This is a genomic window from Vibrio gallaecicus (genome assembly GCF_024347495.1).
GTDB lineage: Bacteria > Pseudomonadota > Gammaproteobacteria > Enterobacterales > Vibrionaceae > Vibrio > Vibrio gallaecicus.
Genome location: NZ_AP025491.1, coordinates 1,224,291 through 1,250,679, shown reverse-complemented (window position 1 = coordinate 1,250,679; position 26,389 = coordinate 1,224,291). Strand labels below are relative to the sequence as shown.

Sequence of the window (26,389 nt, the reverse complement as noted above, 5' to 3'; positions counted from 1 at the left end):
TCAATATCTTAAGTATGCAGGGCTTATAGGTATCTAGAAATAAAAATGCCGCTCAAACAAAGCATGAGCGGCTAAATGGGGGAGCTGTATTTAAACGACTCAATAACAATCTCATGGGGTCGAGTTCCTATTGAATCTGTTTGAATACAGCAGTACTTTTATCATTATTATGTTGTGGAGCCTGTGACATAACTGCTAATTACTTAGCGATTCATACCGTTATTTTAGGTGCTAGGGTACGTTTTGTAACGAACGCCCATCATTTGTTCCATGCAGTGTACAACTTGGCAGCTATAACCGAATTCATTGTCGTACCAAATGTAAAGAACGGCGCGGTTGTCTTGAGCAATAGTCGCTACACCATCCACTACACCAGCGTGACGTGAGCCCACTAGGTCAGTTGATACAATCTCAGTTGAATCTGTGTAGTCAATTTGCGCTGAAAGCGGAGAAGTCAGTGCCATCTCACGTAAATAGCTGTTTAACTCTTCTTTATCAGTCCCATTTTCTAGGTTCAAATTAGCTACAGCCATTGAAACATTTGGCGTTGGAACACGAATTGCGTTGCCCGTTAGTTTACCTGCCATTTCAGGCATTGCTTTAGCGACGGCTTTTGCTGCACCTGTTGAAGTGAGGACCATGTTTAATGAAGCAGCACGACCACGGCGATCACCAGAATGGAAGTTATCGATAAGGTTTTGGTCATTAGTGAATGAGTGAACGGTTTCGATATGTCCTGAAAGTACGCCATATTTATCGTGAACGGCTTTAAGTACTGGTGTAATGGCATTTGTGGTGCAGCTTGCTGCGGAAATGATGGTGTCTTCAGGTTGAATAACATCTTCATTTACCCCGAATACAACATTTTTAATATCGCCTTTACCTGGAGCGGTAAGTAAAACCTTCTTCGCACCATTACATGCCACATGCTGGCTTAGACCTTCAGAGTCGCGCCATACACCTGTGTTATCAACAACAAGAGCGTTATTTATGCCATAAGTGGTGTAATCAATATCTTCAGGTTTGTTAGCGTAAATCACCTGAATGTAATTGCCGTTAACAATGATGGCTTTTCGTTCTTCATCCACAACAATGCTGCCGTTAAATTGACCATGCACTGAGTCACGGCGTAGCAAGCTTGCTCGTTTTTCTAAGTCGCCTTTTTTGCCGCCTCGTACAACAATTGCACGTAAACGTAATGGATAACCTGGGCCGCTTTTCTCAATAAGCAAGCGAGTCAATAAACGACCTATACGACCAAATCCATAAAGCACAACGTCACGAGGTTCTGTCATCGCTTCGCCATTTAACGACTCTAAAAGTGCAGTTTGTAGGAAATCGTCTAAGCCTGTGGTGTCCTCTCTATTTTCCCAGAACATGTGAGCTAGGCGACCAACATCAATACGGCACGGAGAAAGGTCCATATTGAGTAGATGTTGAATAATAGGTTGAGTTTGTTCAGGTGTAAGAAGTGAGCCAGTGTAACGTTTTGCTATGCGGTGAGCTTTAATTATGTCGATGGTGGTTGCATTAACCAGTGTTTTCCCAAAGAGGATAACTTCTACGCCTTTTTGACGATAAAGTTGACCTAAAGTAGGCGAAATTGATTCAGCAATCGTTTGGCTAGTTTGCCAGTCTAGAAGGTGCTTTTCAGGGCTCATCTTAACTCGGGACCTTTTTCACGTTATTGGGTGCATTGTGGCGAGTGTAGGGTTGCCATAATACATGGGGGAATTAAATCATCACGGTGACAGTCTTAGTGCTGTTCTTTTTTATAACTAATGTCTTAAAAATGAATGCTTTAAAGCTAATGATTATATGCAGTGTCATAAATTCACTAATGAAATCCATTAGCTATCAATCATTCTGAAAACGTCCTGTATTGGGATGTTTTTATTTTGTAATTTTATGTGGCGGGATTGTAGGGTATGAATTGTTATTCTGCTAGTAAAATTAAATGAAGGTAAAATGACTGAAATATTGTAATTTTCTGGGGTTATAAGGTGGTTTTTACGTAATTATCGATGTTGACATTTATAGATGTAGAGACTTAATTTTTGATGAAAAGTACTAACATCAAAGTTGAATGCAAAAATTACAAATTCAGCCGACTTTGCAGGTGGTACAGATCTCAACTTCAACTTAAAAGGTAAACGATAATCCAATGGAATAAACGTTTACATCCGTTTGTATCTTTTGAGTTGGATTTTGCGGGATTGTAAAGTGCCCACTGATCGATTCTGTGCGTCCCCAAACATGCTGCCATTCAATATAAGTGCTTACATTGGCAAGTAGAGAGTATTTTGCACCAATCAGTAAGGATTCATTATCCCTTAATTTTCTACGCTGGCTGTACGTGATGTACGGGCTCCATGAATCAAATAGGTAATTAGCACTGAAATACCAATTGCTATGAATGTCTTGGGATAATATGACTTCCGACATTAGGTTTAGGTTCCCTAGCAAGTAATTCGCTCCTAGTGTGAATAGCTCAAGATCTTGATAGCCAGTCACTGATGGGACTAAGTCTTGTTTGTAGTTTGCGTGCAAATAGCTCGCTCTAAAATGGATGTCATCTAAATTCAGTTCTGCTGTGACTCCTATAGCATCTCTTGATGTTATGGTTATATTTTTTCCTTGAATGATTTCACTGGTTTCTTTAGGTGTTGCTCCAAATGCAAGAAGGCGTAAGTGTGCCTCATCATTTATCCAGGAGCTCCACTCTATAGATGCGCCATCAAAATAAGTAAAGCCGAATACGCTGTTATAAACATCTTGAGGGGGACGAAGCCAAGGGTAGGCTTCAGACACATAGTAATATTCTGAAATCATGAACAAGGGAATACGTAGTCGCCCCAGTTTGGTGTTTAACTCACCATTTCGATAAGCAACATAAGCCCATTCTATGCTGGGGTCAGAAAACTCATCATTAGGTGTTTTGACTAGTTGTACAGAGCTTCTAAGTGCATTGTTGATCTCCCAGTCTAACTGAATGCCAAAAGTAGTATCGCAGTCAAAACACCACTCATCATTAATATTCAATTGATAAAACGTTGGAATCTCTTGGTCGGTGACCGTCGCACTTTGTGTACCAAAGCCACTTACTCTAAAGGTATCCGTTACATCAATCGCAGCGACTGATATCGAGGAGTAGATAGCCAACAAGAGTAGAGATGCTATCTTCATAACTCTTCCTTAATTTTTATTATATATAGTATTTTTACGTGGGTAGGCAATTGTTCTATAGGGTAATAAGCAATGCCTGTAGGCGTGCTTTTAAGCCATATAAGCACACTTTCTAAGTCCTCACTTTGCAATTGGAATGGGGCTGAAGCCCTGCCAGAAAAGCTTTGCTTCGCCCAGATAGATTGCATTTGTGATGGGTTTTTATTGAGTAAAGAGAGATAAAAATTTTTTCTAAGGTCAGATTTGGGAGGAAGATCCAGTAACTTAATATGATGCTCTCCAATACGGTCTATTTTGCCTCTGTATAGCATTTTAACCTGTATGGATTTCAATTGAAGAAGCTCTGAATTCATTGATATCACAGCGTATTCTTCGGCCTTAATAGCAGAAGATATTAAAATTGCTAACAGTAACGTCGGAAGAACGACTAGAGGCAACCATCTTGTCATTTATATTTTATTCCAAAGTCCATTTTGAACAATTATTTCTATTTATTGACTACTATTAACATAGGCTAGGTACAATTACTTTCAAGGAAGGGAGTGATTATTATAATGATAAATGTTTCAATTAGGCTTCGACTCATAATTCTTTCTACAATTTCTGTATTAATTATATTTGGCTTAACTGTTAATGAGTTTTCTAAAAATAAGAGCAAAGTTGACGGGTATGAGATAACGCAGATAAAAACAGAATTGTTACAACTATTTGGATCACTTTCTAATAGTTCATACCATTTATTGACCAGCGAATCAGGTATGGCTGAAAGGGAAGTTCTTCTTGATGAGATTAACACTACCCTTCAGGAGTTTGATAGAAAAAACAAACAATTGTTGTCTTATCAGTCTCAACTGGAGCTTTCTTCTGAAATTGAAGAACTGATAGATATCGTGAATGAAATGTCGGGAGCTTCCATTCAGGAAACTCGATCAGTGGGAGACTGGTTTTTTGATGTATTACAAGAAACCTTAAATGAAATAATAAAAATTAATGCAAACATTACAAATAATGATATTTCAAAGTCTGAGCAGCTTTATTCAGATTTAAGTCAATTTGTTTTTTGGATGCAAAAGGAAGCTTGGCATAGCTTTTGTTTATATATCGATCCGCAATCAAAGAGTTCTGGAATTCTTAATTACCTTGGTGCAGTCGAGAGACAAGAACAATATTTAGAAAGGTTCTTACAGTTTGGTGCTACCTCGCATCAAACCAGTGAATTGCTTAAAGTGTTTTCTCAAAGTGATTATCAAGAAAGCCTTCGTATTAGAAGCCGTATTTTGAGTGAAAATGCGCAGCCCAGTGAAATCTATGACTATGTTAAAAGTCTAGAGCAAAGACATGAAAATATTTTCGTTGTTATTGATGGCTATACTGAAAGCCTAAAAACACAATTACTTGATCGAATTAAAGAGCAGAAGAGAAACATTTTATTCATGACTTTGCTGCTTTTGAGTTCTGCAGTGTTAGTCATTTCACTTGGTTATAGCACCTCATTACGGATCAATCGTAAGCTATCTATTATTCTACATGGAATGCTCAAAAGAGATGAAGATGATAAAGCACCGAAAAAGATAGAAGTTGAAGGTAATGACGAGCTCGCCATTTTTGCTCACGCTGTAAATAAAATCATGCTTAAAGAACAGCAGCATACTCTTGATCTAATTGAGGCTAAAGAAGATGCTGTCTCTGCTAATAAAGCGAAAAGTGCTTTTTTGGCAAATATGTCCCATGAAATCCGAACACCACTCAACGGTATCATCGGCATGGCAGAGATCTTATCTCAAAGTGATTTGAATGTGAGCCAGAAAGAAGTGCTTGCCGATATTGAGTCATCTTCTCACGCGTTACTTGTGCTATTGAATGATATTCTTGATTTATCCAAAATAGAATCGGGTAACCTGACATTGTCGCCCAATTCGTCCGATTTACGAGAGGCGGTATATGACTCAGTTAGTGTCATTCTGTCTAAAGCGATCAGTCAGAATGTAGAATTAGAAATTAATATAGATTCCAATGTTCCCCCTCAATTATTTTTTGATGAGCACAGATTAAGGCAAGTACTGACAAACCTATTATCTAATGCGATCAAATTTACGCCTTCCGGTACTATCATCACTTCGGTGACTTATATCGCACTATCTGATTCGCAAGGGATGGTGGAGTTTCATGTGTCTGACACTGGTATCGGCATTGAGTCTGAAAAACTCGATTCTATTTTTGAACCATTTACTCAAGAAGATGGAAGTATTACTCGTCAGTTTGGTGGTACTGGTCTTGGTCTAGCGATTTGTCGCCAATTAGTGGAACTTATGGATGGCAAGATTGAAGCAAATTCCATTAAAGGTATAGGTTCTACATTTAAATTCAATATTTCTGCGGATGTGGTGGAAAGCCGTGAGAAAGTGCTCGAACACCTGAAAAGCGCAGTGATCATTTCTAATTCATTTAGTTATGTGAGTCAGTTACATAAAGAATGTGAGCGAAATGGTATCACCGTTGAATTGTTTCCATCAGTGAAGAATTTAGAAAGCGATAGTTTAGATTATGATTTCATTCTGTACTGCCACACCATGCATCATTCACTCAATAAAGATCTTGAAGAGCTACATTTAAAGTACCCGCAACAAAAAATTATCGTATGTCAGCATCACTTATTTAAAACAAATGTGATTCATGAAGCTGTACATTCAACTCATACTTTACCTTTTCTCGGTAAGCGCTTTTTCAACAGTTTAGTTGCATTGGATGAGTATAAACCGCAGCTCCAAGAGCACCTGAATAATCAAAAGGCTGCGATTGGGAGTGATCTAAACCGCCGTCCACTTAATAGGAAAATATTGATCGTTGAAGATAATTTAATGAATCAAAAGATAGCCAGTTTTTTTCTAGAGAAAGCGGGGTACGATTATTTAGTGGCGAGTAATGGACAAGAAGCGGTTGATGCAATTACTCAAGGTGGGCAATTTGATGCGATTCTGATGGATTGTATGATGCCTGTCATGGATGGTATTACTGCGACACGTGCAATCCGAGATTGGGAAGTCCAGCAAGGTCTTGGAAAGCTGCCAATCATTGCACTAACTGCCAGTGTGCTAGATGAAGATATTAAGCATTGCTTTGATGCAGGAATGAACGCGTATTTGCCTAAGCCTTATAAGTCACATCAGCTCTACGACTTATTTAACACGCTGCAACTAGCTTAAACTGATTTGCTGAATGGAGCGGGGCTATTTCGTATTTTTCATCAGACTGATTAAGATAAAAAATCAAGTAAAGGGTTAAAAGGGTTAAAAGGGTTAAGCCAGCATTTATACCATTATTTGCACGAGGTATTTCTGCTGGCTATTAACCAAACCGATCTGGAAATTATCTATTTGGCTGAACTTACCGAACCTCTAACCCTAGGTTATATTGAGCCAAACAGCGTGTGACATAACTGATTTTCAAAAAAGCTGCAATTAAGATTGTGCTGATGTGAGCTGCGATTTGTACGGGTAAAGAAAACTTGTCTGCTAATGGGTATGCCATAATCACGCTTACAAGCATGAGCGTAGCAGTTAATAGCAAAGCTATGTTCGATACAGATAAAAGAGTTTGAAAGCGTTGTGTTGAGCTAGACATATTAATCACCTAAAGATAATGATAACTACTATTATTCTTCTTATAGCGATATTCGTGCCAAAAACCTAAATTGATTTAGATCAATGTTTTAGGTTTTTTTCTTATCACTTATTGAGTCAATAAGACCTTGTCTGTAGTGAGTCTGATTGACCCTTTAGTGTTTTTTTACCAGCTTCTAAATCCACATGTGTCTATGTGAAAGCGTACTCCGGAATATAAGCCTAAGCCCACATTGTACTCTTGACCTACTTTAGCGTGGATAGCTTTCAGTTTTGTGTGCAGATCAGACCGGCTAATATCTTGTGAAGGAACAAGATCTAAAGCGCAAAAGTTTAGGTGTTTGCTCCGTAGTGCTCCTCCCGCTTGTTTATTATAAATATCAGTCCGCTCACCTGATACAGGAATAACGATACCAAGCTCGGGCTCTATGTACGTTTGAATAAACTTCAGCGTATTAATCATATTAGGAAGATGTTGCGCGTTTGGTAGCGTGAACAAGGTTGTATTGTTCATTACCCAGTCGGTGCCTTGTAATAGAATCAAATGCAGTGGCATTTTCGTGGTTATACCAGCCTCTCTTAACTGTGTACCAATCTTCAGCACTTTGTCTTCAGCATGATTGAGAAGAATCCACCCTCTGAAAGCGGCTCTGGTGGGCACTTTATAACCGTGAATATCAACAACCAAATCATCATAGGTCATTTCCATGTCGTCGGATTGAAGCTTTTGTAAAGCTTCAGAATGCGGTTGTGTCGTAGTAAGAAGTAGTGCTGCCAATAGATGTGAAAACATAGTCTAGCTCCTTTAGATATGTAGAGAGTATAGACGTTGTTTAGAATTGACTGAGGAGGTTAAGTAGCTGGGTTTAATTAGCAAGTAATAAAAAACTCACGACTAAGCGTGAGTTTGTAAAATAATCGAACTAAGGGAAGTAAACTACTTCTTGCCTTGAGTTTGCTTATCTTCTTCTGTTAATTCGCGAATACGGCGGCTGATATCACGACGCGCTTTAGAAATTTCAGCGCTCTTGATGATGTGGTCATCAACACGATCTTCATAATCGGCTTTCATATTTTTAATGATGCCAAGAATGTCATCATGAGTCATTTCTGGTTTGATGTAATCCAGAAGGTTATCAAGTAGATCAACACGCTTACGGTTGTCACGAACTTTCTTTTCGTTGTCTAGCAATTCACGTTTAAGTTTGTTTTTACGACGTGCTTGGTTCACGATTTCAAATACGCTGCTCATAGATTCCCTTTTCCTAATCTTGATAATACGTTGTCTGTCTTTGATTAAAACACATCAAATGGCGATGTAACAGTCTTTAGATCAAAGCAAAAGTAAGGTTGTGTATTAATTGGACACTCACATAGAAGGACGATTGTCTTTCATCGATAGTTCACTATATTATCTACGCTAGAAATAACATTGATATGAAAATGCGAAATGAATCAACAAACAATACAGGATGACTTCGAAGATGATTATGATCCTGACTACCCTAAAGAGCATGAGAAAATTCGCTCTGCGTACGTTAAAGAGCGCAGATATTTAGAAGTGATAGAAATTGAGCTAAATCGTTCTAAAATCATAATGATTGATGAGCAAGGTCGTAAACGTAAAGTCCCTATTTTGTCTGAACACTAGCTTATAAGTTCGTAAACATTCAAAAATGTTTAGATGGAATTCAAAACAATAATAAGGAAAAATTATGAATATTGTGCTTTCACCTATTGAAGCTAGAATCATTGGTTGTTTGATTGAGAAAGAAGTGACAACACCGGACCATTACCCATTGACTCTGAATAGTTTGACGACAGCTTGTAATCAAAAAAGTAACCGTGAACCTGTTTTGGCACTATCAGAATCTGATGTTTTGGATGCCGTTGATGGATTAATTAATCGCCGCTTAGTGAGTGATGAAAGTAGCTTTAATAGCCGCGTGAACAAATACCAACATCGTTTTTGTAATACGGAATTTGGTGATCTGCAATTCTCTGAGCAAGAGCGAGGCATCATTTGTTGCATGTTATTGCGTGGTGCTCAAACGCCTGGAGAGCTTCGTACTCGTACTAACCGCTTAGCTGCGTTTAGCGATGTTAAAGAAGTAGAGGCTGTGTTAGATAGGCTTTCAGTAAGAGAAGCCGGTGCTCTTGTGGTGAAGCTACCACGTGAAGCGGGTAAACGTGAGTCTCGTTACCAACATCTACTGAGTGGTGAAGTGGATGTTGAAGCTATGGAGAGTGCAGCACCTACCAGTTTTTCTTCTGGCATGGCGGCACCTTCGGCGGCCAATGATGAAAAGCTTGCTGAACTAGAGTCTGAAGTTGCGAGCTTAAAAGAAGAGTTACGTGAGCTAAAAGAACTCGTGAATTCATTGTTGTAATGCATAGCGGTTAAATCTTTTATTTTGAATATTCTCTTTGAATGAATACCACTAATGATAATGCGGATTGGGTCGTCTACTTAATCCGTAATTGCCACAATGCATTGTATTGTGGCGTGACAAATAACCTTGAACGGCGTTTTAAACAACACCAAACAGGTAAAGGGGCAAAAGCTTTAAAAGGCAAAGGACCTCTAACGCTTGAATGGCACCTCTCTGTTGAATCCAAAAGTATTGCTCTCAAAATGGAATATGCCATTAAGCAACTGACGAAAACTAAAAAAGAGAAAATTATATCTTTGCAAACATCACTGCAGCTTGTTGATGGGCAACTCATTATTTGTGGTTATTGATGCATATATTTCATTGATAGTGCTAATCTTATTTATGCGACATATAAAAAAATAAGGTTAATACGGATATGAAACAATTCAACAAGTTAACGTTGGCAGTGGGCTTAGCGTGTACAACATTGTCAGTAAATGCAGCAAACCACGTGGCTGACGGACGTGGTAATGCAATGGGTAATACGGGTGTAGCATCCGCTGATTACTTAGTGGCTCCTTTTTATAACCCTGCGCTTGGCGCAAACTTTCGTGAACATGACGATTTTGGTCTTTTGTTACCTGCAATAGGGGTAACAGCAAGAGATACAGATGATTCACTTACCACCCTCGATGACCTACAAGACGCTATTGATCGATATGATGACATGATCAACAACGGCCAAATTCCTTCCCAAAGTGACATCGACCAACTGAACGCTTACATGGATGACTTGCAAGGGAATTCACCATTGGCTGTGACGGCTGGCGCGAGTATCGCTGTGGCACTTCCAATCAAAGCTATTTCGACAAACTTATTTTCTCGTGGATATGTTGAAGTGATTGCGGTGGAAGAAATTGCAGACAATACGGGTAATTCTGCCGTTGATGTAGAGAACCGATATAACGACTCATATGTTGCGATGGCGGCTTTTGGATATGCTGAGCTTGGTATTTCATTTGCAAAAGAGTTCACGATTAATGAGCAAAGGTTTTCATTTGGTGTTTCACCAAAATACCAAGAGCTGACAACATATTCTAACCGCCAAAGAGTAAAAGACTTTGATTTGGAAGATTATGATGAATCGGAGGTGTCTGAAACCGCGTTTAACTTTGATATTGGTGCCATGTGGTATAAAGACAACTATCAAGTCGGTTTCGCTGTGAAAGATGTCATTGCTCAAGAAGTTAAATTTTCGCAAGGTACAACAGGGGCTTATGAGCTAAATCCTCAAGCAACGATTGGTTTTGCGTATGCTCATGAATATTTCACTCTAGCCGCTGATGCTGACCTAACCGCTCAAGAGCGTTTTAAAAACCTTGACGATGACACTCAATTTATCCGTTTGGGCATCGAAGGCAATGCTTGGGGCTGGGCTCAGTTAAGAGCTGGCTATGAGATTGATTTAGAAGATACATTAGATGATTCATTAACGGCAGGTATCGGGATAAGCCCATGGGATGTGGTTAGCTTTGATTTAGCAGCAAGTTACGCTGGTGATAATCAATTTGGTGCTTCGGGTAACTTAGCACTAACTTTTTAATTAGCACACTGTCTAATCTTGTCGATACTTATCAGCTACTGAGAAGTAATCACCCATTACAATCATAAATATTGCCACCTTAAATGGTGGCTTTTATCCGTTTAAATGATGAAGTCGTATTGATAAAATTCTCTAAAAAACAAAAACAGAACGTTGTTCCAATGTAATGTTAATTTTCTATCATTTTTTCTATATGTCCTACATAATGGGCATAAGTCATACCTCGATATGACAATGTGCTAGGTAAAAAAAATGAGCCAAAGTAGCTCATAACAAATGAGAAAAAAATGAAACGTTCACTTATGTTACTTGGGATGGCTTTATGCTCTAGTCCCGCCATGTCGCACGGAACACATATACTAAATGATTATTGGGAATATCAAGAATTCCTTGATCATTTTTCGGAGCAAAATGAGCTAACTCAGAAGCTGAATGAGGTTGTTCAAAATCGTCCCAAGCCATTAACAATAAGACAAGATAAACCTATAACTATTTCTATAGTTTATCCTGGGCAGCAAATTTCAGATTATTGGGTGAGGAATATTCAAGCGTTTGAAAAGCGTTTAGACCGGTTGAAAATTGATTATCAAATTAACCAAGTTTTTACTCGTGTTAATGGCGATATCACTCAACAAAGCATTTCTTTACAAGAAGCAATTAAGAATAAAACGGATTATTTGATTTTCACTCTGGATACAACTAGACACCGAAAATTCATCGAGCATGTATTAAATGCTACCGACACAAAGTTAATCTTACAGAATATAACCACTCCGGTAAGAGCATGGAAAGAACGTCAGCCATTTATGTATGTGGGGTTTGATCATGCAACAGGCAGTTTGAAACTCGCTGACTACTTCAAAGAAAATGCTAAAGAAAACGCTCAGTACTCGGTGTTATACCGTTCTGAAGGTTATATTAGTGATGCTCGTGGTGATACATTTATCCATGACATAAATTCAGAGACCGACTTTAAACTCACCTCGTCGTTTTATACAAAAGCAACCAAAGAGAGTGCTTATAAAGCCGCAAAACTCAGTATCCAAAAAAATGAAGACTTAGACTTTATTTATGCGTGTGCAACAGATGTTGCCCTTGGTGCCGCTCAGGCAATTCAAGAGTCGGGTCGCACAGATATTTTAGTCAACGGTTGGGGTGGCGGTTCTGCTGAACTTGAAGCACTCGAAAAAGGTGAGTTAGACGTGACCGTCATGAGAATGAATGACGACACTGGCATTGCCATGGCTGAAGGCATTAAATGGGATCTAGAGGGGTATACTGTGCCGACTGTATATTCTGGAGATTTTGCCATAGTCACTAAAAATGATTCCCCGGAGCGAGTGTCTCGGCTTAAAGCTCGCGCGTTTAGATATTCAGGACAGTAATGAAAAAAAGCTACGCCATTATGCCTCGTAACACCCTAGCAAGACTAATCACTCGTATTATCATACTGGTTATCGGTGTAATGGCTATTGGCGTGCTTATTCATAACTATGAAACTAGCAGTAATATTATTAAGCAAGAAACCAACCGAACTATTAAACAAACCTCTAGCTTGATTCAGAACATGTTTGATTACCGTCTTTCGGTTTTGCAAATACATCAAGACAGTAGTTCGAATAATGAAACTCTTCGCAGTTACTTTAAAAGTGGCGATAAAGATGAATTGAACTATTTCTTTTTTGGGATAGATCAAAGGGAGCCAAATCACGCTCCAGATTTACGTTTCATCACCACCCACAATGGTCTTGAATGGGATGATGGCAATGCCCAGTTTTACGGATTCACTCATAAAAGTTTAGAGAATGTATCCAATGAAGTTGCTTTTAGCAGTAATTGGCATTTTTTAAAGCTAGATACAGATATGGGTAAGCGCCATTTGCTGTCTCGACGTACTCCAATTATTGATAATGAATCTGGTGAAGTGTTAGGGCAGTTATATATAGCCGTCATCCTCGACAATAACTTCTCATTAGCTGAATCTATCCAGCAACGAAGTAATTGTGAAAACATCATTATTGAAGCTCACGGTCAACCTGTAACTTCAACTTTTAAGGGGAGCGAAAGCTACTCAATTTCAGATGTCTTACGTTATGGATCTAAAAGTGAACTTGCTGAACACTTTGTTACGGTTGTCCCTATAACGATTAATCATGTGGAAACACCACTCATCATCCGAGCGGTTCAAAAGAATAATAATGTTATCGAATTAGAACAGAATTACGGAAAAGCGATTGTAGTAATCGTAATCGGAATTCTTTCATTGTCGTTTTTTGCAAGATCATGGATTCAGCGACGGGTCTCAGGAGAGTTAGATAAATTGATGGACTATACCCGCGCCGCGAGTGAAGGTGATTCCCATCAAAAATTTGAAGGCTCTGAAATTTATGAATTTCATCATATTGGCTGCACTCTTGCTGATGCTTTTGAGCGCATAGCAGAGCAAAACCAAAAGTTTCAAGACCTTTTCAACTTTTCACATTCTCCGATTTTGGTTTGGTCTGAATCTGGTGTGCTGATTGAGATGAACCCTGCGGCTCAAATGGCTTTATCTGTAAATGATGAAGAAGAACGTATGTTCGCCAAGAAATTTGAACAAGAAATGCTGCCTAATATCAAAATGGTTCTAGATGGAGCTAAACTAACAGGTATCAATGTGCCTATTGGAACTAAGGTATTCCGTTGGAATATTTCTGCGATAACGGTAGAACATGATGTGTCAGGCGTGGTGGTTCAAGGTCAAGACATTACAAAACTGATTGATGCCGAAAAACAAACTAATATTGCCCGTAAAGAAGCGGAAAACCTGGCCAATATTCGAGCCGATTTCCTTGCGAAAATGAGCCACGAAATACGCACGCCATTGAATGGTATTTTGGGTATTTCACAATTACTCAAGCGAACGGTTGATCACGAAAGTAATATTAAACAGGTCGATATGCTTTGTAATAGTGCAGAACATTTACTGGCTGTTTTGAATGATATCTTAGACTTTTCAAAAATTGAGCAAGGGCAGTTTAGCATTCAGAAAAAAGCATTCCTTCTATCAGATATCGTTAGTACGCTGAATAGTATTTATAGACCTCTCTGTGAAGATAAACAGATACATTTAATTTTAGAGAACCGAGTTACGGACAAACTTGAGATTAATACCGATCAGGTTCGTTTGAATCAAATCCTGTTCAATCTTTTGAGTAATGCAATCAAGTTTACTCATCAAGGGCAAGTGTCTGTCACTTTTGACTTAGGCTCGGATTTTAATACCAATACTGCTGATTTGATTATTTCTGTGAAAGATACCGGTATTGGAATAGAAGAGGGCAAGTTAGATGTTGTCTTTGAACCTTTCATGCAAGCAGAAGAAACGACTACCCGTGAGTATGGCGGTACTGGGTTAGGGCTTGCGATAGTAAAGAATCTTGTTGATATGTTGCAAGGTGATATTAAAGTTCAGAGCTTTAAAGGGGTTGGCTCTGAGTTTATTGTTGAAATTCCAGTGGAATATGTCACACGAACTTTACCCGAGGAACCAAGTCTTTTTGAACTAGACACCAAAGAGTTATTTGATGTTGAATTGAATGTACTTCTTGTTGAAGACAATCACACCAATGCTTTTATTGCCCAGGCATTTTGTAAGAAGTATGGGATGAGAGTGACTTGGGCCAAAGATGGGTTAGAAGCTCTTGCTATAGTTCAGCAGGAGTCGTTTGACTTGATCTTGATGGATAACCAACTGCCAAACATTGGTGGAGTTGAAACAACAAAACGTATTAGAGAAGAGTTTCATATATCTACGCCAGTCTACGCTTGTACTGCAGACACACAAGAGTCTACGCGGGAAAGCTTTCTTGCCGCTGGTGCAAACTATGTCATTATTAAACCAATTAAAGAAAAGGCGCTACACCAAGCTTTTGTTCATTTTAAACAGCATTTCGTAAATAGCTGATTCATCGTTTGAACGGGTTTTAGTGACAAGTATGGGAACTTAGCATGCAGTTGTGTCTGTTCGTAGATAATTGCCTTACTTAAACGAATGCTTTAGCGCTTTAATAAGCACGCTTTAGATAGAAAGAAGTTACATGAGAGTCTTCATTTCTTTACCAAATAAATCAGAGAGAGCCGGAAAGGAAAGCCTGTTCTAAAAGCTCTTTTTTGAGGTTCTCATTCATTTCTACTGGTTCTTTAAATTGAACCCCAATTAACCATCCTTTGTTATGCTTCTTTTTGCTCACTACTTGGTAAACTAATTCGTCTGGTAAGTGCGCACTTAATGCTGATTGAACTTTGAGCTTTATGCCGTTTTCGATATCAGACTGTTCTGAAAAGTAGAGCCCGCAACCAGAAACCGAGAAATCTAAAATAGTTGCATCGAATAAAAGAGTTCCGAAATGGACTTGGCACTCGAGATCGATTTTATACCGTTCGTGCTCTCTGATCGGTTTAGATGCATAGTTCGTTGGTGGACGTAGAAACAGTAAATGTGCAGGTTTAGAAATTGAGCTTAGGATACTGGTTTTAAAAGCAACAATATGTCCGAGTTCTGTGTCTGTGACGGCTCGAACCACAATGTCTACATTATTGAGTTTGCGTAGAGTTAAACTTTCGACTGACTTTTGTGAGAGTTCAATGATTAGGTATTGTTCTTGTTTGCAGCCAATATAAATTCCGTTAACAGGGATTGAGTCATTTGGCCCGAAGTTGATAACCGCTGCAGCTCTAATCCCTGATTTTAGGTATCGACTCAAATCGTTTTTTTTATCTGTAGTTGAGTTCATTCAATTTCAATATTGATTATGTATATGATTAATATAACGTTCAATACTATAGATGTCAGTTTTTTCACCGATTTGTATGCGTATTAATTCATATTTTATAAACCAACGTGACATTACCTAGGGGCTTGATAAATTTAGAACCACTTCTAGAAGTGGTTGCATAAACTATTCGGTTTGTTTCTTGGCTTTTTTCATTTGTTTGTGTCGATACATATTTTGGTCTGCTTCACTTAACAGTGTTTCGAATGACAGGGGGCTGTAGCAATCAACAATACTGGCACCAAAGCTAATGGAAGTATTATTGAGCTGAACATTAGCGTTGGCTGCTTCCTTATATTTGTCTTCCATTCTGTTTGCCATCAACATCAACTCTCGCCGTGAGCCAATTAAAGAAATGATGATAAATTCATCCCCACCCAGACGAGCGATGATATCGCTCTCTCTACAGTTATCTTGAAGCACCTTGGCTAGAGTAACTATGCAACGGTCGCCTGCGTGGTGACCAAAGTTGTCATTTACGTATTTTAGGTTATCGATGTCTAAATATACGACGCCAATTGCATGTTGATATCTGCGGGCATCTTTAAATTTTTGCTCCCCTAGAGTTTTTAAACCTCTTCGGTTGCTCACTCCTGTGAGTTCATCTGTGATGGCAAGATCTTTGATCTTATTGAAATCAGAAATCATTTTTAGGTCAGCGGTAATCAGAAGACAGAACTGAGTTAATAACGCCTGAAGTGTTGCGTTATATTCCGTTGGTTTAGTATCGATTACACAGATGGTGCCAAAAACTTTTCCACTCGGCCAATAAATGGGGAGACCACAATATGATTGGACATGTCCACTTTTTACCGCTGGCGCGTTTACCCAATCTGGATTGTCCAATGCATCATGTATATAAAGTTCTTGCTTGGTTTCAATGATCGTTCGGCAAAAGCTTTGTATGGAACGTGGCCAGTTGTCACCTTCTTTGAGAAAGTTATCTTCATTTTTGCTGGCAACTACTACATTAAAATCATCTTCACGCATTTGAACAATAGTGCCGCATGCCGAGTTATAAATTTCAGAGATTAGGTCTACGGTTTGTTGCCATTTTGACAGGTCTAATTGCGTTGGTTTGTTTCCAAGTAAGCAATCATTTTCATTCAACATTTAGCAATGTCCATATTATTATTTATATCAGTATATACCTAGACTGGCTGAAGGTATGTATTCGCTAAGCGAATAGTGATTTCCTTAAACCAATTTTTAAAGCGTGGCTTACAACGGAAGGAATTATCTTTTACTTAACAAAGTGAAACAGGGTAGACTTTGATTCATCAACTGCTAAGGAGCACTTAAATGGAACTTAATTCATTCTTAACGAAACTCATTTCCTCGCCTGAAAGTATTCAATTTGAAGAAACAATATCGGTAATTGAAGCGAATTACACTTTTTCACCAAGTGAATTTAAAAATGGTGAAGTGACGAATCTTGCTGGTGAAAATAATGGGTCATGCAAAATATTTGCTTTTGGTAACTTGCAGCAGTTATCTGTAGACCAAACATTGGCTTGTTTTGGACAGTTTTACCGTAAAGATGTGCTCGAATTTCCTGAGAATGAAGATCATCAAAATATTCGAAACTTTATGAAATTTGGCTGGGAAGGTGTTCAATTTTCTCAGCAAGCTCTTGCTAAGAAGTAAGAAGTAAGAAGTAAGAAGTAAGAAGTAAGAAGTAAGAAGTAAGAAGGTCAGCCGTTTGATCTTCTTACTATTGGCAATCAATATATTGTATTTATTCAACTGGTAATGCCGTCAGGCAGTTTCTACACATGCATAAGCCAGCTTTAGGGACAGAGCTTGTGTCTCTTTTTTCAAGCTCAAAGCACCAGCAAGTTTCTTTACCCATACTAATGTCACATTGCGCGGATTTTTCACATTGCGGGCAAGTGTGTGTTGTACTTGTACCGTCTAACTTGTCCATAATTATCTTTCTATCATTATCAGAAAGTTTGCCCCAACCCATAATCTCGTTGATTGTTCGGTGGCAGCCACTGCAAATACCACCCTCATTTTTACATGCTGCTTTACAAGGCGTTTTCATTATTAAGACCGTTAGCTTTAAAGAGGTGAGGGACTCTAGCACAAGTTGATTGAGATTCGTATTAAGTGGAACTATTTCAATTTAAGGGACCTATATTAATTTCATGGGCTTATAAAAATAAAGCCAAACATACTGTCGCATGTTTGGCTTCATGATTATTTTCTTTGATTATGTAGAGGGTTATTTAACACTTCTACAGTTTGACCGATCTCTAAGGTTGGTTCACAACATCCTCGCTCAAAAAGCCTAATGCAGTTAGCTCACCTTCAGAATCTGGGTGCGCATAGTTATTAAACCAAATTTCACCCGTTGAATTGATGTCGTTTCCTTGCCACTCGGTTGAAGTAGTAAAGACTTTAACGTTGAACTCTATGCCGTTGCTATAAGCAAGTGCCATATAGTCTGTTGCAGTTTGTGCTGCGTCATTATCATCAGTATACGAGAAGCTCAAAGCGATGATGCCACGTTCTTCATCATGCATAGCCCAAGTGAAGGTCATGGTTGCATCAGCGATAAGTTCGCCATTGTCATTGAACTCTTCAAATTGACCCGTACCAGCAGTTTCAGTGTCGTGTCCTTCCCCGTAGAATGTTAAGCGTTCATCATCGGAGTGGAACACAAGCTCATCTGAAATGAAGTCAGAACTAAACTTAGGAACTCGATAGTTTTGTTCGTCCTTACACCCATCTAAGGCTTCTAGATATTGAGCATAGCTAAAGAAAGTAGTTGGAACTTCATTGACGTCATCCCACTCAGAATCATTGGTGTTACATTCTTTTAAGGCAGCATCAAGGTCAAGTTCAATATAGGTACCCATCCAAATTTCACCAGCTTCTGGGTCATAATTGGCGATACGTAATTGATCTTCTTCACTACCGTCAGAGATGTAAGCTCGGTAATCCCAAAAGTTATTAGCATCGTCACCGATTTCTAATAGCCCGTCTTCATTTATGTTCCAATAGTTATCTCTTGGTTCACCATTTTTGAAACGAAGTAATTGGTTATTTGCAGCAAATGCTTCTGTTCGTGTTTGTCTCGAACCATTCACTCGGTATAGGACTTCACCTTCAAGTTGCATCTCTTCGAGGTTACAACCTTCTAACTGTGCTTTGAAGTCTGCAAGTGTCGCTCCGGATTCAACCTCAGTGATCGGACACCAACCCTCTAGGTTAATAGCACCAAGCAGTGCAGTTTTTGCAACTTCATTGAGTAAGAAGCCATCATCGTCTTCAATTCGCTCTCCTGCTTCGAATCGATCGCCTTGATAAACTTTATTGTCGTAAATCGATAGAATGAGTTTATTGGTATCTTCATCCCAATTGTCTCCCCATGCATCGCTCGCTGCCATAGGTACATTGAACGTAATGATACTTTGTTCATTTACGGTTACTTGTTCCCATGTACCAGAACCAACAACCGTGACATTACCAGGCATGTTGGTTTGCTCATTCCAGCTCCAATCCATAGAGACGTATACCGCTGTATTATCATCGACAAATTGCACACCGATATCCCAACCTAACGAGATACCTTTCACACTTGAAGTAACATCACCGGTTTCAGCTTTATCTGCGGCCGCTACCATTAACTCATCAAACGTGACGGCATTGTGTCCATCATCATCGGTATTGCCAGAAGCACGCCAGAACCATGGTTGATTCCATAAGAAGTATTGATTAGTATCTGGTGTGAGTTGTACAACGCCACCTTCAGCGCCTTCTGGGAAGATAGCTTCAGTGTCGACGTAATCCGAAAGTTCACCAGCGTTATCAGCAATGCTTTGTCCTGCTAATGCTTTAACATATCCAAATGCTGTAGAAGTTAAAGCCGGGATTTGTTTTGGATAAACACTGACAGAATCACTCGAAATAGCTATCTCAAACACATCGTTAAAGGCTACCCATCCAGTAGAGGTTAACGCTATATCTTGGTCATCTTCGTCGTATAGATCTTGCTCCCACATCGCACCATCAGGTTGAATTTCATAGTTTGCTTGAAGTGAAGCAATGTTATTTGCCACCTCGAACTCTTCCATGAAAATGCTGATATCGGTTTGTTGTTCACCCATGGAATCTTGGTAAGAGTCTTCATCAGCCCATAAACTGTAGAATGTGCTGTTGTTTTGCATGAACGCAATAACTTGTTCAATTGGGGATAAATCTGGCGTATTCGGTGAAGAATCATCTCCATCTAGAATACCGTCGTTATCATCATCAGGATCTTTGATGTCACCAATGCCGTCATTATCATTATCTGATGTTTCTGTTGGATCGAAAGGAAGGTCATCTTCTAAATCAGGGGTACCATCATTATCGTCATCCAAGTCGGCGTTATCACCAGTAAGATCGCCATCAGAATCTACCCATTCAGTTGCATCATCAGGGGCAAAGTCGTTGTCGTCGATGACGCCATCACCGTCTGAATCGGTTTCAATCACGTAGCCATCAGGATCGTTTTCATCAATAATCAGAACCAGATTATCATCTATGTCGAGTTCTTCCCCTTCTTCTAAATTAGCTTCAAGTTCATCTATATAATTCGCTACGCCTTCATTAACTGCTTGAGCGTCATCCAGTAGGGTTGACCCTGCATTATCTTCATCTGCATCACTTGCAAGGTCTTCTGTTGTGGTTGGTAGTATATTGTTATCAACTAAGCTTTCCGCACCAAATGCGGCGGCAGTATTACCGTCTTCAATGAAATCTCCGAGAACTTCATCGGTTTCAATGCCTAATTGTGTCGCGACTGTCATAACCGCTTGTTCTTCGGTCATTGAATCATCACGTTCTAAAATAACGTGAACTAAGGTGGAAAGAGGGGTGACATCTTGCTGACCAGCAGGCGCTGACATTACATAATCACTGGCAACTTCAGTCCCAGTGTCTTCATCAATGGTTTGTCCTTTTATTGCCCTAACAATAACAGAGTAACTTTCGGGGTTAGGTATGCCGTTAACATCGAGAGTAGCTTTACCTCCAGCCCCTGTGGTCGCAGATGGTTCATTTGCATCCAATGCAAAGTTACCATTTAAGTCGAGCCAGACTTGGGCATTTTGTAAGTAGCCATCAATTGCCGTAACGCTATAACCAGATGAAGATGCGGAGCCGCTAGAGCTATCACTATCAAAACATCCGACTAAGCCTAAGCTTGATGTTAAGCCGAGTGCTAATACAATTTTATTTTTATTCATTGTTCATCCTAAACAGTTGTCTGTACTTATTTAAGTCCAATAAAAACTTAGGAAATAGAACTACCTGCGTCAAACATGCCAAGCAATGTGAATCATATTGTTATTCAACTTGATTAAGATGTTGGTTTTATAAAGTGCTGTAAACTAAAGACTATTTATTTATTAGTTATATCGTTTTTATTATGTTTTAACTGCTAGTTATTTAAATTACTGATAATACTAACTTTAAAATTCATACAGTTTTTGTGGTTATATTGATCTTTGTACAATATTTGTGATGAGTATCACTAATGGTGTCGCAGGGTAAATTGCTGAATTTCTGGAGTTAAGTGCTTACCAACACTCGTAATCGTTCTAGGTTTGATGTAGCATCTTTCCCCTTTTCTTGAGTGGAGGATACTATGTTTATTGGATTTGATTATGGTACCGCGAATTGTTCAGTTGCGGCTGTGCTTGATGGTCAACCAACGTTATTACCTTTAGAAGGTGACAATTATTATATTCCGTCCACTGTTTGTGCTCCCACCCGTGAGAGTGTTTCAGAGCATTTGTTTCGCCATTTAAATATTAAGCCAAGTGATACTGTTGGTGAGCAAGTTCTTCGCAGAGCTATCGCTGCAAACAGAGACGAGAGCATTGAACTTGTTCGAGAAGATATGGCATTTGGGCAAGCTGCCTTAGATCTTTACCTTGAAGACCCAAGAGATGTTTATTACGTAAAATCACCGAAATCATTCTTAGGTGCCAACGGTTTACATGATGTTCAAATTAGCTTTTTTGAAGATCTGGTTTGTTCAATGATGGCAAACATTAAGACCCAATCCGAACTGACTACCCAAACAGAAATATTACAGGCGGTGATTGGTCGCCCAATTAACTTCCATGGTCGTGGTGGTGAAGAGGCCAATCGACAAGCTGAGAGCATTTTGTATCGTGCTGCAAGGCGTGCGGGCTTTAAAGATATTGAGTTTCAATTTGAGCCTGTTGCCGCAGGTCTTGAATATGAAAGTACGCTAAAAGAAAACAAAACCGTGCTTGTTGTGGATATTGGCGGTGGTACAACAGATTGCTCATTATTAGACATGGGACCAAGTTGGATAGGACGAACTGATCGTACTCAAAGTTTGCTTGCTCACAGTGGTCAGCGAGTGGGCGGTAATGATCTGGATATTTACCTGGCATTCAAACAGTTTATGCAGCCATTTGGCTTAGCGAGTAAGAGTACGTCTGGTATTGATATGCCTCTTACTCAATTCTGGAACCCGATTGCTATTAATAACGTTGAAGCTCAGAAAAATTTCTACTCCCGTGAAAATTTCAATGCCCTTAAATTATTACGTAAAGAAGCCGCCGAGCCAGTAAAGCTTGATCGTTTACTTAAGGTGTACCAAGACACATTAGGCTACAGTATTGTTCGCCGTGCCGAAGAAGCCAAAATTGGCTTAGCGGATTCAGCTCAATTCAAAGCTGCGGTGAACGTTGCTTCTGAATTAGTTGAAATTGATATTTCGGTTGAGCAAATGATTGAAGCGATCGAAACACCTAAGTCAAAAATGATTGAATTAGTGAAAGAAGCAATACAGCAAGGGCAAAAAGCGCCGGATGTGATTTATATGACAGGTGGTTCTGCTCGGTCTCCAATTTTACGCCAAGCGGTTGAGCAAGCAGTGCCGAATGTGCCAATTGTCAGTGGTAATTATTTTGGTTCTGTTACGGCTGGACTAGCGCGTTGGGCAGACACTTGTTTTAAAATGTAGTTTTATCAAATGTTTGTACTTCAATGGGCAGCCTGTTGAACTTCCCAAAGCCTGTTAATGACAGGCTTTTTTTAGATGCATTTCATAACTTTCTCTAAAGGATGTTCTCTATTCATATAAATTTCACGAGTGGAATAGTATTCTGTATGAAAAGATAGGAGCACTTTAATGACATCTCAATTATCCCGTTTAGCCTTTATTACATTGATGAGCATACTTATATTTGGGTGTGCTCAGTCCCCTAGAACTCATGCGACTAAGTTTACAAGCTATGAAGATTTTAGACCTGGTCCTGAAGGCGGCGTAGATTTAGTATGGGCGAGAATTGGTTTAAGAGATGCTGATAGGTTAAAGAGAAAGTTAGATAAGTACGATTCAGTTGTCATTGATCAGGTTTTTGTTCTTGCCGAGGAGGACTCAATCTCGGATGAAGAAATTGAAGAGCTGACGGCTTATTTTGTTCAGCGATTAAGCGATACAATTAAAGAACACAAACCGGTTGTAGAGTCACCCACAGATCGCTCACTTCGCTTAAGTATTGCTTTAAGTAATGTGGAAACACCAAATCCAATTTTAGCGGTAACCAGCAGCGTTCTACCCTATGGATTAGCAATCTCGACTATCTCAAAGATCACCACGGGTGAGCATACTAACGTAGGTAGCGCCACTATCGAGCTATTGGTCAGTGACGCTGAAAATGGTGATGCATTATTTGCGGTCGTTGATAGGCAAGCTGGGAATAAAGATTTTTCCACTATGTTGGATTCACTTGATGACCCTAAAGATGCAATCAACTTTTGGGTTGATCGCTTAAGTGTTACTCTACAGAAAATTGATAAGCCTGAATAATCGGTCATGTTACAGAAAGAGAACCTAGTTAAATTAGCAAGAATGCCTATGCCGTTTGGCAAATACGCGGGACGAGTGCTTATTGACCTCCCTGAAGAATATTTACTTTGGTTCGCTAATAAAAAGCAATTCCCAGAAGGCGAACTAGGTGAACTCATGCAGCTATGCTTAGCGTTAAAGGTCGAAGGGCTAGATAGTGTAGTAAAGCCTCTTAAACATGATTTTAATTATTAGCCACCCCTAAGCTAGCCTTTTACGTTATTGCATGTATTTAATGTCCACCCTTAGATTTCTCAAGGTGGACATTAAAGTTACCTATCTACCTATCTACCTATCTACCTATCTACCTATCTACTCATTCAAAACTAACACTCAAATGTAAACATTCGCACATCAATCAATGAACAGTGGAAGCGCCTTCGTTTTAGGGGAGATAAACGTACTTTCTATAAATATGGAAGATTACCCACACATTTAATATGAGCTTATTCATATATTTCTATTTAGGTTAAATAACTCATTGTTAATTAGGTGCTATTTACTATTCTAGGAGGAAAGCTTTTAACGGTTACTAAGGAATAGGTATGAGGAAGTTAATAGGCAGCGTTGTATTAATGCTCACGTTGTTTTCAACATTTGGGTTTGCAGAAAATCTGGATAGAGTGGTAGAAGTCCAAAATAAATTATCAGCAGATTACATCATCTTAGAATCTGCACATGAATTCGAGCAATCCTTCCTTGAAGATATTCTAAGGCGTAAAAACCAAACATTGCGAGAACTTATTGGTGCACAAGTTGCGGCTGGTGCAGGTGAAGAGCTCAATATGGTTTTGGTCGAGCAAGCTACGTTATTACAGAAATTACTGCGATTAAGTGAAGTTAAAATACTCGAATTAACTAAGTTGAGTCGCAAATCATCAGGTGATGAAAAAAAGAGCTTAGAGGTGGAAGTTCAAAAGCGTATTAGTACGATGGACACTTATTACCGTCAACTCGCAGAGACATTGCGTTGGTCTCAGGCTCGCCAATTAGATATGGTGGAGCCACTCGCAGAGTTAAAGAGTGCTCTACAAAATCGCGCTGAATTTCTGACGAATGCAATTTTTTATACCGACACTCAAGTTCAAGATATTAAGAAGCGTTTGACGTATGTAGGTGCTGATGAAAAAACACTGCTCACGACTGAAATTGTTAGGCTTGGGGAACGCACGAACATTATGGCATTAAGCTTAGAATCTACAGTTGGTTTAATGGCTGGTTTAGGCATTGATGTTACGGTTTATAGGAAAATTTTATTAGCGACAACGGGTGACATAAATGCTGACGTTTTGGATATCGACGTAGCCTTTGGCTTGTTAGAAGAGTGGGGAGCTTCTTTTAAAGATTGGGCGTTTGAAAACACGCCATCCATGATCGTTAAATTAACCTTGTTTCTAGGGATTCTTTACATCACCAGAGTCTTATCGCGTCTAACCAGTAAAACTGTCAGAAAGAGTGTTTCACATTCAAAAATGGATTTCAGTGTCTTAATGCAAGACTTCTTTGTATCTATTGCTTCAAAGGGTGTGATATTCATTGGTTTGCTCGTTGCACTTTCACAGGTTGGTATTGAACTTGCGCCATTATTAACTGGTTTTGGTGTTGCGGGTGTGATCATCGGTTTTGCTCTACAAGATACATTGTCTAATTTTGCTTCTGGTTTAATGATTTTGATCTATCGCCCATATGATGTCGGAGATATGGTAAAAGTTGCTGGTGTGCAAGGCACTGTGAAAGATATGAGTTTAGTTTCGACAACGGTTAAAACGATCGATAACCAAATCTTAGTCATTCCGAATAATAAAATTTGGGGGGATGTGATTAATAATATCACCGCAGAGAAACTACGCCGTGTAGACATGGTTTTTGGAATTGGTTACGCAGACGATATCGATAAAGCAAAAGTCGTACTAAACGATATTTTAGCCAACCACCCTGCAGTATTGAAGAAACCAGAACATATAGTGAAGTTACATACATTAAATACATCTTCTGTCGATTTTGTGGTTCGCCCTTGGGTAAAAACGGAAGATTATTGGGAAGTTTACTGGGATGTGACTGAAACGGTTAAAAAACGTTTTGACCAAGAAAACATCAGCATTCCATTCCCGCAGCGAGATGTTCATATATACAATCACGATGAGAGTTAGTAAGTCGCTCAGTCCCAGGTTAGTTAAGTCAAAAAAGATACATAACTGAGGTAGCTGATACAAAATTCAGTGTTGGTCACAACGCAACCAAAGTTAGAAGACCAGAAGCCATCACTTCTGGTCTTTTTTATGGGAATAATAATAGAATCATAGACGTACCATGATCTTATATTTCTTGTGGTTTATTTTGCTGGCAAGCTGTTATCCTTGCTGGCAAAGGTAGGTCTAGACAACATATTTCACTTCGGACAATATGTTATTATGACGCAAAACACGCGTAGCATGCTGCTCTTATGTTTAGGTTGATAACTCGCTTGTGGGTTACCGCTATTGGAGGGCGTTGGTTTTTTGTTATTTACATAAAGTATGAATAACATAGAAGCTAATTATATTTAACCTTATGATTTTTATGGAATGATTGAAAGATGTTGTTGGAAGAAATAGTTGAAATAATTGAATTTACGGATACAGACCATTTTTCTAAATCTTTAGATTTGTTTAATGAACAGGGAATTATCCATGGAAAAGAACTACCATTTTTAAATGTTGTTTTTGATAAAGCCCCGCAACAGTTAGCAAAAAAGCTGAGTAGAACTGGTTTTAAAGGCGATGTACAAATAGCCAAAAGTGAAAAGACTCTTAGTTATGTTGTTTTTGACTCAGCCCGTGTAAGTTTAGTTGAAGCTGTTCAATGGGATGATGTTGTCTAATTTTCCTTTGAATCTATAGGCTAAACAGGTATTTATTAGATACTGGCTT

At 39.1% G+C, this 26,389-nt stretch carries 23 protein-coding genes; 13 read left to right on the top strand and 10 right to left on the bottom strand.

From position 1 onward, the window contains the following. Positions 1-224 precede the first annotated feature (224 nt). The 3 genes from OCU78_RS20480 to OCU78_RS20470 form a co-directional block, all read right to left on the bottom strand. A complete protein-coding gene (locus tag OCU78_RS20480; RefSeq protein WP_137373720.1) occupies positions 225-1,661 on the bottom strand; it encodes a glyceraldehyde-3-phosphate dehydrogenase in 1,437 nt (478 codons plus the stop codon). Positions 1,662-2,142: 481 nt separating this feature from the next. Then, complete coding sequence (locus OCU78_RS20475; protein ID WP_137373721.1) at positions 2,143-3,186, bottom strand: porin family protein; 1,044 nt, start codon at positions 3,184-3,186, stop codon at positions 2,143-2,145. Further along, positions 3,183-3,635 carry a hypothetical protein gene (locus tag OCU78_RS20470; RefSeq protein ID WP_137373722.1) on the bottom strand — a complete coding sequence of 151 codons (453 nt, stop codon included), beginning with the start codon at positions 3,633-3,635 and terminating at the stop codon, positions 3,183-3,185. Before OCU78_RS20470 ends, OCU78_RS20475 begins: the two co-directional genes overlap by 4 nt. Before the next feature lie 165 nt (positions 3,636-3,800). Here OCU78_RS20470 and OCU78_RS20465 point away from each other — a divergent pair, with 165 nt between their 5' ends. After that, positions 3,801-6,389, top strand: coding sequence for a hybrid sensor histidine kinase/response regulator (locus tag OCU78_RS20465; RefSeq protein ID WP_137373871.1), 2,589 nt, complete (start codon positions 3,801-3,803; stop codon positions 6,387-6,389). Between the two features lie 181 nt (positions 6,390-6,570). Here OCU78_RS20465 and OCU78_RS20460 read toward each other — a convergent pair whose 3' ends face one another. The 3 genes from OCU78_RS20460 to OCU78_RS20450 form a co-directional block, all read right to left on the bottom strand. Continuing rightward, positions 6,571-6,807 carry a hypothetical protein gene (locus OCU78_RS20460; RefSeq protein WP_137373723.1) on the bottom strand — a complete coding sequence of 79 codons (237 nt, stop codon included), beginning with the start codon at positions 6,805-6,807 and terminating at the stop codon, positions 6,571-6,573. Positions 6,808-6,972: 165 nt separating this feature from the next. Next, positions 6,973-7,599, bottom strand: a complete 627-nt coding sequence (locus tag OCU78_RS20455) for a D-Ala-D-Ala carboxypeptidase family metallohydrolase (protein ID WP_137373724.1) — start codon at positions 7,597-7,599, stop codon at positions 6,973-6,975. A gap of 144 nt (positions 7,600-7,743) precedes the next feature. Then, positions 7,744-8,058: a DUF496 family protein gene (locus OCU78_RS20450; RefSeq protein ID WP_137373725.1), complete on the bottom strand. Its 315-nt coding sequence runs from the start codon at positions 8,056-8,058 to the stop codon at positions 7,744-7,746. Positions 8,059-8,256: 198 nt separating this feature from the next. Here OCU78_RS20450 and OCU78_RS20445 point away from each other — a divergent pair, with 198 nt between their 5' ends. The 6 genes from OCU78_RS20445 to luxQ all read left to right on the top strand — a co-directional run bounded on the left by OCU78_RS20445 (position 8,257) and on the right by luxQ (position 14,730). After that, positions 8,257-8,457, top strand: a complete 201-nt coding sequence (locus tag OCU78_RS20445; RefSeq protein ID WP_137373726.1) for a hypothetical protein — start codon at positions 8,257-8,259, stop codon at positions 8,455-8,457. A gap of 64 nt (positions 8,458-8,521) precedes the next feature. Beyond that, positions 8,522-9,196 carry a YceH family protein gene (locus OCU78_RS20440; RefSeq protein ID WP_137373727.1) on the top strand — a complete coding sequence of 225 codons (675 nt, stop codon included), beginning with the start codon at positions 8,522-8,524 and terminating at the stop codon, positions 9,194-9,196. Positions 9,197-9,237: 41 nt separating this feature from the next. Further along, positions 9,238-9,549: a GIY-YIG nuclease family protein gene (locus tag OCU78_RS20435; RefSeq protein WP_137373728.1), complete on the top strand. Its 312-nt coding sequence runs from the start codon at positions 9,238-9,240 to the stop codon at positions 9,547-9,549. A 68-nt stretch (positions 9,550-9,617) separates the two neighbouring features. Further along, positions 9,618-10,784 carry a conjugal transfer protein TraF gene (locus OCU78_RS20430; RefSeq protein ID WP_137373729.1) on the top strand — a complete coding sequence of 389 codons (1,167 nt, stop codon included), beginning with the start codon at positions 9,618-9,620 and terminating at the stop codon, positions 10,782-10,784. A 287-nt stretch (positions 10,785-11,071) separates the two neighbouring features. Next, entirely contained in the window at positions 11,072-12,169 is a 1,098-nt protein-coding gene (locus OCU78_RS20425) for an autoinducer 2-binding periplasmic protein LuxP (RefSeq protein ID WP_137373730.1), read from the top strand. Further along, positions 12,169-14,730, top strand: coding sequence for a quorum-sensing autoinducer 2 sensor kinase/phosphatase LuxQ (gene luxQ / locus OCU78_RS20420; RefSeq protein ID WP_137373731.1), 2,562 nt, complete (start codon positions 12,169-12,171; stop codon positions 14,728-14,730). The genes OCU78_RS20425 and luxQ overlap by 1 nt, the downstream gene beginning before the upstream one ends. Before the next feature lie 163 nt (positions 14,731-14,893). Here the strand turns inward: luxQ and OCU78_RS20415 are convergent, their stop codons facing one another. Together OCU78_RS20415 and OCU78_RS20410 are read right to left on the bottom strand one after the other, a co-directional pair. Next, positions 14,894-15,559: a PilZ domain-containing protein gene (locus tag OCU78_RS20415; protein WP_137373732.1), complete on the bottom strand. Its 666-nt coding sequence runs from the start codon at positions 15,557-15,559 to the stop codon at positions 14,894-14,896. Between the two features lie 165 nt (positions 15,560-15,724). Then, positions 15,725-16,711 (bottom strand): sensor domain-containing diguanylate cyclase, encoded by a 987-nt coding sequence (locus tag OCU78_RS20410; protein ID WP_137373733.1) that lies wholly within the window; start codon positions 16,709-16,711, stop codon positions 15,725-15,727. Between the two features lie 189 nt (positions 16,712-16,900). On the opposite strand from OCU78_RS20410, the gene OCU78_RS20405 reads away from it, so the two are divergent. Next, a complete protein-coding gene (locus OCU78_RS20405) occupies positions 16,901-17,245 on the top strand; it encodes a HopJ type III effector protein (protein ID WP_137373734.1) in 345 nt (114 codons plus the stop codon). A gap of 91 nt (positions 17,246-17,336) precedes the next feature. Here OCU78_RS20405 and OCU78_RS20400 read toward each other — a convergent pair whose 3' ends face one another. Both OCU78_RS20400 and OCU78_RS20395 read right to left on the bottom strand, forming a co-directional pair. Next, the gene (locus OCU78_RS20400) at positions 17,337-17,645 is read right to left on the bottom strand and encodes a DUF1289 domain-containing protein (RefSeq protein ID WP_137373735.1); all 309 of its coding nucleotides are present in this window, start codon (positions 17,643-17,645) and stop codon (positions 17,337-17,339) included. A gap of 211 nt (positions 17,646-17,856) precedes the next feature. Next, on the bottom strand, positions 17,857-20,835 hold the full coding sequence (locus OCU78_RS20395) for a hypothetical protein (protein WP_137373736.1): 2,979 nt from the start codon (positions 20,833-20,835) through the stop codon (positions 17,857-17,859). Positions 20,836-21,236: 401 nt separating this feature from the next. Here OCU78_RS20395 and yegD point away from each other — a divergent pair, with 401 nt between their 5' ends. The 5 genes from yegD (at position 21,237) to OCU78_RS20370 (ending at position 26,340) form a co-directional block, all read left to right on the top strand. Continuing rightward, positions 21,237-22,592: a molecular chaperone gene (yegD, locus tag OCU78_RS20390; protein WP_137373737.1), complete on the top strand. Its 1,356-nt coding sequence runs from the start codon at positions 21,237-21,239 to the stop codon at positions 22,590-22,592. 168 nt (positions 22,593-22,760) lie between these two features. After that, a complete protein-coding gene (locus OCU78_RS20385; protein WP_137373738.1) occupies positions 22,761-23,441 on the top strand; it encodes a DUF3313 domain-containing protein in 681 nt (226 codons plus the stop codon). A 6-nt stretch (positions 23,442-23,447) separates the two neighbouring features. Then, a complete protein-coding gene (locus OCU78_RS20380; RefSeq protein WP_137373739.1) occupies positions 23,448-23,675 on the top strand; it encodes a DUF3820 family protein in 228 nt (75 codons plus the stop codon). Positions 23,676-24,025: 350 nt separating this feature from the next. Further along, positions 24,026-25,630, top strand: coding sequence for a mechanosensitive ion channel family protein (locus OCU78_RS20375; RefSeq protein WP_137373740.1), 1,605 nt, complete (start codon positions 24,026-24,028; stop codon positions 25,628-25,630). A gap of 425 nt (positions 25,631-26,055) precedes the next feature. Then, positions 26,056-26,340: a hypothetical protein gene (locus OCU78_RS20370; RefSeq protein WP_137373741.1), complete on the top strand. Its 285-nt coding sequence runs from the start codon at positions 26,056-26,058 to the stop codon at positions 26,338-26,340. Positions 26,341-26,389 lie beyond the last annotated feature (49 nt).